The 12,981-nt window shown below is 56.1% G+C and carries 10 protein-coding genes and 1 pseudogene; 5 read left to right on the forward strand and 6 right to left on the reverse strand.

The annotated features are described in order from the left end of the window. Window positions 1-35 precede the first annotated feature (35 nt). Together AC1RMX_RS17550 and rimJ are read right to left on the reverse strand one after the other, a co-directional pair. Complete coding sequence (locus AC1RMX_RS17550) at window positions 36-1,511, reverse strand: ArnT family glycosyltransferase (protein ID WP_493072622.1); 1,476 nt, start codon at window positions 1,509-1,511, stop codon at window positions 36-38. 30 nt (window positions 1,512-1,541) lie between these two features. After that, complete coding sequence (gene rimJ, locus AC1RMX_RS17555) at window positions 1,542-2,129, reverse strand: ribosomal protein S5-alanine N-acetyltransferase (RefSeq protein ID WP_493072623.1); 588 nt, start codon at window positions 2,127-2,129, stop codon at window positions 1,542-1,544. A 156-nt stretch (window positions 2,130-2,285) separates the two neighbouring features. Between rimJ and AC1RMX_RS17560 the strand changes: the two genes are divergently transcribed. Next, window positions 2,286-2,864 carry a GNAT family N-acetyltransferase gene (locus tag AC1RMX_RS17560; protein ID WP_493072624.1) on the forward strand — a complete coding sequence of 193 codons (579 nt, stop codon included), beginning with the start codon at window positions 2,286-2,288 and terminating at the stop codon, window positions 2,862-2,864. A gap of 138 nt (window positions 2,865-3,002) precedes the next feature. Here the strand turns inward: AC1RMX_RS17560 and AC1RMX_RS17565 are convergent, their stop codons facing one another. After that, window positions 3,003-3,359: a DUF6124 family protein gene (locus AC1RMX_RS17565; RefSeq protein ID WP_493072625.1), complete on the reverse strand. Its 357-nt coding sequence runs from the start codon at window positions 3,357-3,359 to the stop codon at window positions 3,003-3,005. Between the two features lie 251 nt (window positions 3,360-3,610). Here AC1RMX_RS17565 and AC1RMX_RS17570 point away from each other — a divergent pair, with 251 nt between their 5' ends. Continuing rightward, the gene (locus AC1RMX_RS17570; RefSeq protein WP_493072626.1) at window positions 3,611-5,473 is read left to right on the forward strand and encodes a hypothetical protein; all 1,863 of its coding nucleotides are present in this window, start codon (window positions 3,611-3,613) and stop codon (window positions 5,471-5,473) included. Window positions 5,474-5,546: 73 nt separating this feature from the next. Here the strand turns inward: AC1RMX_RS17570 and AC1RMX_RS17575 are convergent. From AC1RMX_RS17575 to AC1RMX_RS17585, 3 genes and pseudogenes are all read right to left on the reverse strand, one after another. Beyond that, window positions 5,547-5,939 (reverse strand): annotated as a pseudogene (locus AC1RMX_RS17575) (isochorismatase family protein); the annotation flags it as partial. A gap of 211 nt (window positions 5,940-6,150) precedes the next feature. Continuing rightward, a complete protein-coding gene (locus tag AC1RMX_RS17580; RefSeq protein ID WP_141401758.1) occupies window positions 6,151-6,723 on the reverse strand; it encodes a poly(ADP-ribose) polymerase family protein in 573 nt (190 codons plus the stop codon). A gap of 874 nt (window positions 6,724-7,597) precedes the next feature. Next, window positions 7,598-8,080, reverse strand: a complete 483-nt coding sequence (locus AC1RMX_RS17585; RefSeq protein WP_493072627.1) for an isochorismatase family protein — start codon at window positions 8,078-8,080, stop codon at window positions 7,598-7,600. Between the two features lie 678 nt (window positions 8,081-8,758). Here AC1RMX_RS17585 and AC1RMX_RS17590 point away from each other — a divergent pair. The 3 genes from AC1RMX_RS17590 to AC1RMX_RS17600 are packed head-to-tail and all read left to right on the forward strand — an operon-like array spanning window position 8,759 to window position 12,956. Then, the gene (locus tag AC1RMX_RS17590) at window positions 8,759-10,678 is read left to right on the forward strand and encodes a type I restriction-modification system subunit M (RefSeq protein WP_493072628.1); all 1,920 of its coding nucleotides are present in this window, start codon (window positions 8,759-8,761) and stop codon (window positions 10,676-10,678) included. Beyond that, the gene (locus AC1RMX_RS17595) at window positions 10,675-12,009 is read left to right on the forward strand and encodes a restriction endonuclease subunit S (protein ID WP_493072629.1); all 1,335 of its coding nucleotides are present in this window, start codon (window positions 10,675-10,677) and stop codon (window positions 12,007-12,009) included. The genes AC1RMX_RS17590 and AC1RMX_RS17595 overlap by 4 nt, the downstream gene beginning before the upstream one ends. Beyond that, on the forward strand, window positions 12,006-12,956 hold the full coding sequence (locus tag AC1RMX_RS17600; RefSeq protein ID WP_493072630.1) for a GIY-YIG nuclease family protein: 951 nt from the start codon (window positions 12,006-12,008) through the stop codon (window positions 12,954-12,956). The genes AC1RMX_RS17595 and AC1RMX_RS17600 overlap by 4 nt, the downstream gene beginning before the upstream one ends. Window positions 12,957-12,981 lie beyond the last annotated feature (25 nt).

The following is a 12,981-nucleotide window of genomic DNA, read 5'->3' on the forward strand; positions in this document are numbered from 1 at the left end:
ATCACCGGCGGGTTTTTCGTTTGTGCGTCACGGCATTAATAGCCTACGAAGTAGTACGCCTGGCGCCCGACCATCATGGTCTTGAGCACTTTCAGCGGGGCGGCGGGTTCGCTATCCCCTGACATCACCGCGATGTTCGAAGGCGAGGCACTGAGGAAATCCTTCAATTGCGCATCGGTGTCCAGGCCCTTGAGGACGCTCTGGGTGTAGAACACGCTGGCACCGCCGACCCGTTCGTTGGCCTGGAACAGCGCGACCTGATGGCCGCTGGCTTGCAGCGACTGGATGTGTTCGGTCAGTGGCAGGAACGACAATTCCTTGTCTGCGTTTGGCAGGGCCCATTGCGCGGCGCCGAGATAGCTGGCGATCACAACCGTCAGTAAGCCGGCCGCGATTGTCTGACGATGACGTGCGATCCGTCCGACAAACCCGCTGTTACGGTCCTTCAGCCTCTCGAACAGTACGCCTGCATATTCGGCCGCGATCACCGCCGCCGCGGGCGTCATCGACATCAGGTACACCGTGCGCTTACTCGACGCCAGGGTCAGCATGATGAACTGCGCAACGATCCACAGGCTGAAAAACAGCAGGTAACGATTGGCCTTCAATTGTTTACGGAAGTGCCACAGCCCCAAGTACACCAGAATATTCCAGGGCAGGAACGCTTCGGGCAGTTTGGCGATGTAGTAGTAGAACGGCTCATAGTGCCCGGCCTCGACGAAGGAACCGCTGAAACGCCCGACGCTGTTGGTCAGCAAGACTTCTCTGACTGCCTGGACGCCGCCGTGCTGATAGAGCACCGCGAGCCAGATCAGCAGCGGAATCAGCCCGACGATTGTCAGCAATCCCGGCCGCAGCCAGTCGGTCAGTTTGAAGCGCTTGTCCATCAGGTTGTCGGCCAGCAGGTAAGCGAAAATCACCACACCCGGCATCGCCAGTCCGAGTACACCTTTACTCAACGTGGCGATGGCAATCCCGACGGCAAACAGCAGCGAATTGCCTAGGGTCGATGCTCGTTGCGCCTGGAAGAACGCCAGCAGCGCCGTGGTCACGCCGAGTGCGAGCAACGCATCCTCGCCGACCCCGCGCACGTTGCTCCAGTAACTGGCCATGGTCGCCAGCAGAATGCCCGCTGTCCACGCGATCGCTTTCGGCCGTTCGAAGCGCCGCAGCATGCCGTACAACAGCATCACGCTGAGCAGGCCAGCCACCGCCGATGCCAGTCGCACCGCCCACGGAGAAACACCGAACACGCGCATGGCGCCGGCGTCCAGCCACAGACTCAGCGGCGGTTTTTCCAGAAACGGTTCGCCGAACAGACGGGGCGTCACCCAGTCATCGTCCAGGTGCATCTCCATGGCGATGCCGGCGACGCGGGCCTCGGTGGAGCCTTGCAATTGATGGTTACCCAGCGCGAAGAAAAACAGCAGGGCGGCAAGCAGGAACAGTGAAGTGGCGGCACGCGACGACATAGGTTTCAGATAACCGGAAGGGGCGAGAGGCGTGAGCATACTTCGCCAATGCTTAACAAATTGTGAAACTCACGCAAGACGCCGCGACCAGCGCTGATCCGGTGCTTCGAATGCCGGATTGACCAGCGCCGTCAGCACATGATCCTGCCAGCGCCCGGCAATGTTCAGGTAAGCCTTGGCATAACCCTCGCGCTCGAAACCCAGCCGTTCCAGCAACCGTGCACTGCGTTCGTTGCCGGGAATGTAATTGGCCATGATCCGGTGCAGGTTCTGGGCCTCGAACATGTAGGCGATCGCGGATTCCAGCGCTTCCTGCATCAAGCCCTGGCCTTGATGGGCTGCATCGATGTGATAACCCAGATAACACGCCTGGAACGCACCACGAATGATCCCGCTGAAGTTGCAGGCGCCGATCATTTGTTCGCCGTCCGGGGTCAACAAAGCCATATGCACCGCCAGCCCGGCATCGAAAGCGCTGGCCTGTATTTCCAGGCGTCGGCGGATCTGTTCGGTAGAGAAGTAATCAGTGGTGCGGATCGGTGACCACGGAGCGAGATGGCGCAGGTTGCGTTGGTAGAAATCGCTTTCCAGAGGCGCCTGATCCGGGTCGAGCACCGCGAGCGTCAGGCGTTGGCAGGGCAGGGTCAACAGCGGCATCGGATGCTCCGGGTCTCGGGATTGATCAACAGAATTGCCCGGCAGGCAGGAAAACACAAATCGCGGGTGGTTTGATTCGTTCTATAAATTTGCGCCGTTCGCTGCACAGTCAGGTATGGGCTTGTCGTGCGCGAAGGCGTTTTCAAGGAGGATGCGATGGAGTTTGCGTTAAAGGCAGGGGGCGAGGCATTGCTCATCAGATCCCCGGATCCGGGGTTGTACCTTGCGTTTCAGCAAGCGCTGAACGTCAGTTACCCGGAGCATTCGGAGTTTTTGTCGTGGGCCCGTGCGCACACCACCGAGGCGCAGGCCCTGGAGTTCATGCACAAGGCTCGTGATGAGTTCGACAGCGAAACCGGAGAGCGCAGGTTTTTCATCGTTGCTGCCGACGGGGCGGCGATCATCGGTTGTATCGGCCTGAAACCGCGGGGGCGTAATCGTTACGTCGTTGGTTATTGGGCCAACACTGAACACTCGGGAAAGGGTTACCTGCGTGCCGCGCTGACTCAAGTGCTGGGCCGATTTCCCGATGCCACGTTTTACCTGACTACGTCTTCTGCCAATTTGCGCAGTCAGCGTCTGGCCGCAGCCGCTGGCTTCGCATTGATCAGGGTTCATCTTCAGGCCCGGCATTCGGAGCAACACGGGGTTCAGGACACGTATGTGTATCGCTTCGCCGCCAAATCCCGGGCAAAAAAAAGCCCGCAGGAGAGCGGGCGAACCGTAGTTTCTTGAATGAGCGAGCGGACTTTACAGCTTTGGCGGAAAGGGAGCTGTGAAGAAAAATTCATGTCCCGACTCACCCCCGGACAAGGCTGCAACAGAACAGGGCAGCGAGTATTTATCGTGGGTTTATGCTCCCGAGCTTTGATGTCAGTGACAGAGAATTGGCATCGATTCGGCGGACAAGTGCTGCGGGGCAAGCTTGCTCAAGGCGCTGTCGACCAGCATCTCCGCCAACCCGGCCAATTGATGCATCACGACTGCCCGGGCGCGCTGTGCTTCATCCGGGCGGTGGATGAAATCCTGCGCAATGGCGTTGAGCGAGGCGAGGTTCTGGCTGGCGTGGGCCAACAGAGTGAGCAAGTCGACATCAGGGCGCACGCTGAAGATCTGGTTGACCGGAACGAGCCGGGAACTGTGTCTGCTGGTGTTGTCCGTGCGAACAACAGTGTCGGAGCGATCGGAAGTCGTCGGGCTCTCGACAGGATTCGGGGTGTCTTTTTTCATGACCGGGCTCCATGTGATGGGTGATCCTTGCGCTTCGGCGGGTCTGTGCCGTTCACCTGAGTGCAGCGAAGTCCGGAGGGTAACCGTGGGGAACGGGGAGCACCAGTTCATGAAAGTCGACGCGTGTTGAGGGAAATTTCCTAGGACTCGTTATGTGGGAGGCGGGGGCCACTGGTTAGCGAGGACCATGCCACAATGCGCGTTCTAAAGCCTATGTGACACGTCCATGAGAGGCGTATCAGAGAGAAAAAATGACGCGTTCAACAAAAAAAAGACACGGGCGCTTCATTGCCGCGCTTTTGCTGTCATCCAGTATTTCCTTCTTCGTGGCGCCCCTGATTCAAGCCCAGACTCGAGCGACAGACGCGGCAGGACTGATGCGAGAAGCCCAGGGCCTGAACCGAGAAGGATTGCTGGCGGAGGCTACGGTTTCTGCCCAAGCGGCCATGGAGGCCGGTCGCAAAGGTGGTGCCCTCGATTTTACGGAACTTGATGCGGGGGCATTGCTCGTTGATTTGCTATACAAGCAGGCCCGATACGACGAATCTCGTAGTGCTGCTGAAGAGCAGATCGCGTACTGGGAGAAGCAAGCTGCTGCCAACGGGGCATCGGTCAGGCGCGACCCCCGAGTAACAGACAGGCTGGGCCGGGCAATCGAAGCGAGCATGATGGCGGGTGAAAGAGCAGACGTTGCACGATATCAAGCAAAGTTGTTCGCCATCGCAAGTCCCGATCCCGGTTTATGGACTTTGTCCCGGGATGAGCAGCGCTTGCGATACGATTTGGCTGATTTCTCAATGCCCCTCATTCTGGGGCAGTGGAAGTTGACCAGGTTCGAGCCAGCCACCAAGCGCGATTTCGCCTCCCGTTTACTTTTCACACAGGAATTGGCGAACGGCCGCCTCAACGCTGAGATCTCTTTGTCCTATGACGAAGCTCAGCGCAAGTTGAGCGCCGCCGAGCGACAGGAATCGCTGGATGCTTTCCATAAGCGGCATTTACCGAGTGCACTGGAAGTGACAATGCCCGATCTCTCTTTCGATGGCCTGGCATCCTTCAAGCGGGGAGATCAAACGGAATGTGAGGAGAAGGAGTGCATCAAAGTTTATTGGCTGACGTTGCGGGGCGACTGGCGCATGGATATCGATGTTACGTTCGGATCGGGAGACGAGACTCAAGCGGCTGAACAAATACGCCAATTGCTCGCAGCATTGCAGTGGCGTAGTGCGCCGCCGCTGTTTCGTGAGCGGCCGATGGTCCAGCAGATCCGAGATATCGAATCGTCCGCCACGCTTCCTGATGGCGCGGCCAAAGCTGCCGAATTGGCCGAGCAGGCACTCCCCGATGCGTATTTTTCTGACGAAATTGCGCGGATGCACACCTACATCGGTCTGTCCCAATATCAGCGCGGAAACCTTGACGCTGCCCGTCATTCGTTGGGTTTGGCTGTACCAGCCTGGGAAAGTGCCTTCAAGAATGAAATCCTCTATCGCAGTGCGCTGGACTACTCCGCGGACATTGCCTATAGACAGGGACGAGGTCAGGAGGCCGTCTCCCTGAACCGTAAGCTTATTGAGTGGCAGAAAAGCGATGCGACTCTGGGATGGACAGTACCGAAGGAAGAAAATGCTTTCGTCAATCGACGTCAAGGCATGCATTTACCCTTGCGCGTCGGTGACTACCGTTTGCGTCCCGACACCCAAAACCGGTTCTTTTACGAAAATCTGCAAACGGGTGCCCAACTCGGCCTCACTGTAGGCGTGCCGCAGTCATCAGACCAGGAGCTGGAGTCGACGCTGCGCGCCTTCATGTCGAAAAACCTGGGCCTGCAAGCAGAAGGTATTCACAAGACAACATTCTCTCCCAAGTCCGCCATCCATGATGACTCCCCGCCCACCGGCCACAAGTGGGAATTCGATGTGAGGGCGTTGCCGGATGGCCAGGGCTTTTCCAGCGTAAACCCTGTCATTGGCGGCCCGTACGAAACACCGACGAAAATGGCGTTCTGGATTGTGGAGCGTAACGGGCAACGATCGTTGTTGCGGGCACCTCTCACGGATAATCGTCGATCCAGAGTTGCAGCAGATCAAATTGCGCAAGCACTATCGTGGTAGGCATGAGGGCACTGAAAAACAGGGGGGGCGTGTTGGCGCTACCCCTGTTGGAGGGCTTTAAGGCTGGCAGGATCTAAAGCTCGCTGGGTTTGAGTGTGTGCTTGAAGTGATGTTTCCACAGTTGTATGCCCAGTTCTCCCGAGCGATCCAGCGAAGAACCTACCGTCAGATCCGTGAGCAACGTCGGCTGCAACCCGGCATCGAACAATGCAAATCCGGCGGCGAGGCAACAGGTCTCGGTCTGCAGACCACAGACCAGCACGCGATCCAGATTCAGGCTTTTCAGATAATCGTTCGTGTCCGGCGACGGCGCATAACCGTGTTTGATGAAAATACGATTCGCCTCGATCAGGCTGTCATTGTCCGGCGCAGGGTGCCAGCCGAGTTGTCGCTGGAAAGGCGTGCGGTTTTCGTCGTGACGTTCGACGGTGGCGACGCTGGGCAGCGTGCCAATGAGCGACCGGATGGATTGATAGGCTCGATGATTACTGTAGGGTTTGGAAATGAATGCGACAGATATTGGAATGTGATTAACAAATCAAGGGCACCAGCATGACGTAACTGGGCGTTAGGTGATTGACCCTGTGATAACGTCCAAAAAGATATAGTGTGCTGACGGTTCGATAGCCGGAATATATCCGGCTATTTAAGTGAACCTGTAAGTTGTTTGGGGGTGATTATAATTTGAAGTGTGAAGGAAGGCTGTTTCTTCGCTTTCTACCTGGCGGGGTGGTCCAGGTTGGATTGGAAGGCTCTTCTTGAGTTTCATAAGTTGGAACCGGCTCGTTGATTATGTCTTCAATTGCTTCTGATGTTCGAAATAAAGATAAAGCTGGATAGGCTGGGATTCTAAATACTATCTCGGTTGTTTGTGCGATAACTGCTGCGGGTGTCCCAACGTTTGTGCTCATTCCGCCGTACTCAAAGTGTAGCGGTGAAATCATTGCCCTGAAATTTCTAGCATAAACACGCATTAATACAGGAGCTTCTCCTTCTCCTTCGAAATCTAGTGCCAGGTTTTTTGTTTTAGCAACATAAAAACCTATTCCCCTGGCAAGTCCCATGGATGAGCCAGCATAATGCGGATCAAGCCCCCAGGCATCCATGCTTCTCATGCTGGCAGTACTTGTGCCGTGATAGCCGACAAAAACATATCCAGCGTTCACCATGGCGAGATGTGCAACTCCTACATCCCCCTGCGTTGGAGTATTCATAAGGCGTTGGTTAAGTTGTTGCGTTAGTGGGATCATTGTACTCACCAGTTTTAATGAGGCGGATGGGTATTGGTTCTACTCAGATTTATACCTGAATATTTGATCGTGTTATTTTGATTTGGTAGTTGATCTATATTTGAAGTGCTCATGGTTGTTTTAGCTCGCGCAATTGCCTAGGACAGCCTCCAACAAGTCCATCATAGACGGCTCATTGGTTTTCGAGTGGTAAAATGGCCGTGATGGCTGCTATCGCCAGGTATCGGCGACCGGTAGTCTGATCTGCGGTGCATGCCTATCGAACCTGGATTTCCTTTTTGCACCAAACGCGGCGGATAACGCTCCTTGTCCATGCGTAACTCCTTGTATGTTGTAAGGCTTGAGCGCCAAGTACACGAGACGAAGCGAGGAGGAAAGAAAGCATAGCTTTTGACCATGCTATGGAGATTAGCAGGGTATTCATGAACTGCTGGAGATCGATACCAGCCTTACGTAAAAGATTGCTTTGGGTAAGAGCCTACCGAAAGGTCACAAGCGAATGGGTTTGCACGTGTGCGCAATCGTGCAGCCAAAATCGAAAAGTTTCTAGAAGCGACTTCGGCGTTTGCGCTTATGCATTGCAGTTTCCTTTTGCCTCATAGTGATGTGGCTACCGATCTTAGACTGGAATGAGCCGGGGGTTCCTGAAGGAAATGCTGTGGGAAAAGGGGACAGATTTATTTTGAAGGAAATCAATCTCTCTCCTTTTTAATTTGGCATCGAGTGTCTTTTTCATGACAACGCTCTATGGTTTCAGGCTCCCGGCGAATTCCTTTGGTAAACCATCTGCCGGCTTGCAGCGGAGCGCGAAGACTAGCGCTCGGAAGTGTCTTGAACCAGTTCATGAAAGTCGACGCGTGCTGCGGGAAGTTACCTAGGACACCAGCAGACAGGAGCGAAGTTCACTCGACGTCAGCGTGTGCTTGAAGTGATGTTCCCATAACCGCACACCCAGCCCACCCGAACGATCCAGCGACGAGCCCACCGTCAGATCCGTGAGCAACGTCGGTTGTAAACCGGCATCGAACAGCGCAAATCCAGCGGCGAGGCAGCAGGTCTCGGTCTGCAGGCCGCAAACCAACACGCGATCCAGATTCAAGCTTTTCAGATAGTCGATCGTGTCCGGCGACGGCGCATAACCGTGTTTGATGAAAATGCGATCCGCAGCGATCAGGCTGTCATCGTCCGGCGCGGGGTGCCAGCCGAGCTGTCGCTGGAAAGGCGTGCGGCTTTCGTCGTGACGTTCGACCGTGGCGACGCTGGGCAGTGTGCCGATGAGCGACCGGATGCCTTCGACCAGCCATGGCGGCGGGGAAAAGCAGGGTTGTACGTCGATGATCAGTAGTGCCTGGCGCATGGGCTCTCCGGATATGAATCCCCAGATGCGACAAAGCCCGCACTTGGCGGGCCTTGTCGTTGAGAGTTGGTGGGCCGGGGTAATTTGAAACAACCGTCTATTCATATGAATTTTCTATGCTTTTAGCGGTTAGATTTGACCTGTGGAATACCAACTGGAATACCAGTGTTCTCATTCGGTGCAGCGAGAGCGATGGTGAGCAGGGGGTATTCTGCTCCGAGTTTTCAAGAAATTTGCCCGCGGCTCTTGATGGGCTACTGCTATGAGACCCTAATCTGGACTGCCAAGACGCCGCTCCGAGGGGCGAATTTTGCCAATCCCCTTGCATCAGTGCCGCACCGTTACTTTCAAATATTCACCAGGTGCGTGCCGGTTTTCGCTTTCGTTCTTACCAAGACTTCGAATCTCCCTGATTTTCTAGGGTCTCTCCAGGTTCAGGAAATAGCGTTGCTCATACCCTACTCGCTACAACTGCATAGCCCTGCACAGTCGCGGCGACGTGGCGAAGACATGAATGTTCCCGAAAGGAAAGCCCGCTAGCTGAATAGACAAATCAGTACCTTAGCCGGTTCCTGATACTGGTACGGAGCTATCCAACCGGTTAAGGTTTGGCATCAATCAAGACATCCCGCAGGAAGGCGCGCCAATCGCCTCGCCCACCCAGTAAGGAACAACAGCTTGAACCAGCAAAACCTTGCCGATTTCATCTGGAGCGTGGCCGATGTGCTGCGCGGCGATTTCAAACAGTCCATCTACGGCCGCATCATCCTCCCCTTTACCTTGCTGCGCCGCTTGGAGTGCGTGCTAGAGCCGACCCGTGACAAGGTGAGAAGTCAATACGAGAGTATGAAGGCCAGCGGCGTGGACATGGACTTGATTCTGCCAACCTCGGCCGGCGCCACCTTTTACAACGTCTCGCAGTTCTCCCTAGGCTCGGTAGGTTCCACCAGCACACGCGCCAACCTGGAGGATTATGTCGCCAAATTCTCCGCCAACGCCCGCCAAGTTTTCGAGCACTTCGCCTTCTCCGACTGGCTGGTTCAGCTCGACAAGGCCAACCTGCTGTACCTGGTGACGCAGAAGTTCGCCAGCATCGACCTGCACCCTGAAACCATCAGCAACCACGAGATGGGGCTGGTGTTTGAGCACCTGATTCGCAAGTTCGCCGAATCCGCCAACGACACCGCGGGAGAGTTTTTCACCCCGCGCGATGTGGTACGCCTGGCTACCACCTTGGTGTTCGCCCCGGATCATCAAGCGCTCAATGGCGAAGGAGTTGTGCGTACCGTGTACGACTGCGCCGCTGGTACTGGCGGCTTTCTGTCTTCGGCCATCGAGCAGGTGGCCGAGTGGAACCCCAATGCCCGCTTGGTGCCCTACGCCCAGGAACTCAACCCTGAGACCTACGCCATCTCCGTGGCGGACAAGTTGATCCAGGGCTTCGAGACCCGCAACATCAAACTCGGCAACACTCTGTCCAACGACCAGTTGCCCCATGAGCAATTCGACTACTGCCTGGCCAATCCACCGTTCGGTGTTAAGTGGGAGAAGGTGCAGAAGCAGGTGCAGGACGAGCATAGCCAACAGGGCTACGCCGGCCGCTTCGGACCTGGCCTACCACGGGTGGGAGATGGCTCGCTGCTGTTCCTTATGCACCTGCTGTCCAAGCGCAAACCCGTCGACCTGGGCGGCAGCCGCATTGGCATCGTGCTGTCCGGCTCCCCGCTGTTCAACGGCGGCGCGGGCTCGGGCGAATCGGAGATTCGGCGCTGGATTCTGGAGAACGACTGGCTGGAGGCGATCATCGCCCTGCCCACCGATCTGTTCTACAACACCGGTATCGGCACCTACATCTGGGTCCTGTCCAACCACAAGGACGCGTTGCGCAAGGGCAAGGTGCAGTTGGTCAATGTCAGCGCCATGCACGCGCCGATGCGCAAGAGTCTGGGCAGCAAGCGAAAATACCTGTCGGACGAGCAGATCGCCGAGATTTCCAAGCTGTACGAGGCCTTCGAGGAAGGCCCGAACTCGAAGATTTTCGCCACTACCGACTTCGGCTACCGCCGCATCACCGTCGAGCGCCCGCTGCGCCTGCGCTTCTCGGTTACCTCTGATAAGCTCGCCGCCTACCAGAACACCAAGGGTGCAGACCAGGTAGAGGCCTTTGCTGGCGCTCGGGGCGAGTTCGACAACCTGCCGGCCTTCCTCAAGGCTGCTGGCATTAAGAAGCTTGGCAAGGGCGCGCTGAAAGCCGCACTGGCCTGCTTTGGCGAGCGTGACGCCAACGCCCAGCCGGTGCTGGACGACAAGGGTAAGTTACAGGCCGATTCCGACCTGCGCGAGTTCGAGAATGTGCCGCTTAGCCAGAGCATCGACGACTACTTTGCCCGCGAAGTGCTGCCCCATGTGCTGGATGCCTGGATCGACACTGGCAAGCGGGACGAGATGGATGGCAAAGTCGGCATCGTCGGCTACGAAATCAGCTTCAACCGCTACTTCTACATCTATCAGCCGCCACGTCCGTTGGCCGAAATCGATGCAAATCTGAAGGCCGTGGAGACCGAGATCGCCGCGCTGTTGGGCGAGGTAACGGCATGAGCCACTACAAGCCTTATCCGGTCTACAAGGACTCCGGGGTAGAGTGGCTGAGGTCGGTGCCGGAGCATTGGGAGGTACTTCCGTGCCGTGCTTTTGTTGATGAGCAGACCTGCAAAAATGAGGGGGGAGTCGTTCAGAACTACCTCTCGCTTATGGCCAATGTCGGTGTCATCCCTTATGAAGAGAAGGGCGATGTTGGCAACAAGAAACCGGATGACCTAAGTAAATGCAAACTAGTTTCAAGGGGTGACCTTGTAATTAACAGCATGAACTATGGGATTGGCTCATACGGACTGTCTGACTACAGCGGTGTATGCAGTCCGGTGTATATCGTGCTCAAACCTCGTGGGAGTGTTGTCCATGAACGATTTGCGCTGCGAGTTTTTGAAAATAAAGAATTTCAGCGACATGCACAGTCTTTTGGGACAGGAATCCTTGAGCACAGGGCGGCTATTGGATGGGACGACCTGAAAGGCATCTATGTAGGCATTCCTCCGGCTGAAGAGCAGGTGTCAATTCTTTCTGTTCTCGACCGCGAAGCCGCCCGTATCGACGCGCTGATCAAAAAGAAAACCCGCTTTATCCAACTACTGCGCGAAAAGCGCCAGGCTCTAATCACTCATGCTGTCACCAAGGGTCTCGAACCCAACGTGAGGATGAAAGACTCCGGCGTGGATTGGTTGGGGGAAGTGCCGGAGCACTGGGATATCAGGCCTCTGCGGCGCCTGATCAAAAGACTGGAGCAGGGTTGGAGCCCAAATGCATCTAGTGAGCCTTGTGAGCCCAACGAGTGGGGGGTACTTAAACTCAGTGCGATCAAACAAGGTGAGTTTCTGGCGGAGCAGAACAAATCGCTTTTGAGTGATACAGAGCCGGACATCTCGCTTGAGGTGCGTAAAGGTGACTTGCTCGTAACAAGAGCAAATACCCCAACGCTTGTAGGCGATGCCTGCGTAGTTCGCGACCTAGGCGGTCGGAGGTTGATGCTCTCAGACCTTGTGTATCGTTTGTCCCTAGTTGATGAGGCTGATCCTGACTATCTCTGCCATGTTCTGGTTAGTGGGTATGGCAGATCACAGGTTCAGGCTGATGCGCGAGGGACCAGTATGACTATGGCCAAAATCTCACAAGAGCATATACGAAGCTGGCTGACTCCCATGCCCCCATTGTCTGAGCAAAGAGAGATTTCAGTGGCGATAGGCGAAGCCAACGTACGTATTGATAGATTAGGCAGCAAAACCGAGCGTAGCATCGCCCTCCTCAAAGAACGCCGCTCTGCCCTGATCACCGCCGCCGTCACTGGCCAAATCGATTTGCGGGAGGCGCTATGAGCCAGGGTCGCAGCCTGCGTCTGTTTCTGGTGGACGGCACGCCCAATGGCCTGCTCACCGCCGAGATCATGAACTGGACCGGCCATGTGCTGACTGGCCCCCGCTCCAAGTTGGCCGAACTGGTGCAGCGCCCCGAATGCGCGCGCACAGGCGTGTACTTTCTTGTCGGGCCCGATCCGGACGACAGCCTGCGTACCCGGGTGTATATCGGCGAGTCTGATGATGTGGCCCAGCGTCTGAAGCAACATAACCGTCCGCAAGATCAGGGTGGCAAGGACTTCTGGGAGCGTGTTTGTCTGATTACCAGCAAGGACCAAAACCTGACCAAGGCCCATGCCAAGTATCTGGAGAGCCAACTAATCCAGATCGCCAGTCAAACCGGTCGCTGTGTAGTAGGCAATGGCACAGCGCATAGCTACACCAACTTGCCTGAGTCGGACCGTGCGGACATGGCGTTTTTCCTCGAGCAGATCCGCATCGTGCTGCCAGTGCTGGGCTTCGACTTCCTGCGCGAGCTGATCAAACCCTCCAAGCTCGTTATGGCACCAGTCGAGCAACCGGTTAGCCAGTCGCCGCGTTTTGCATTACAGCTTCCAAAGAGCAAGGAGCGTGCGCAAGCGCAAGAGGTTGATGGTGAGTTCTTTGTACTGAAGGGGTCCCGAGCTCGAGCTCAGTGGGTAGGAACGGCGGATCACAACTACCGGAACCTGTACCAGCAGTTGGTGAGTGACGGTGTCATGATCAGTGATGGAAGTGAGTATCTAATGTTCAAGGACGACTATGCCTTCAGTAGCCCAAGTGCCGCGGCAGCCGTTGTGTATGGTCGTGCAGCCAGTGGCCGAATCTCTTGGCTGGTAGAGGGTAGTGGTGAAACTTATGCCGCCTGGCAGGACAGTCAACTGAGTGGTATCGGTGTGAAGCCGGAAAATGAGTTGCTCAGTAAATAAGATTGAGCAACCGCAGCGGTGGAGT

The organism is Pseudomonas sp. GW822-FHT03F04 (assembly GCF_058801405.1).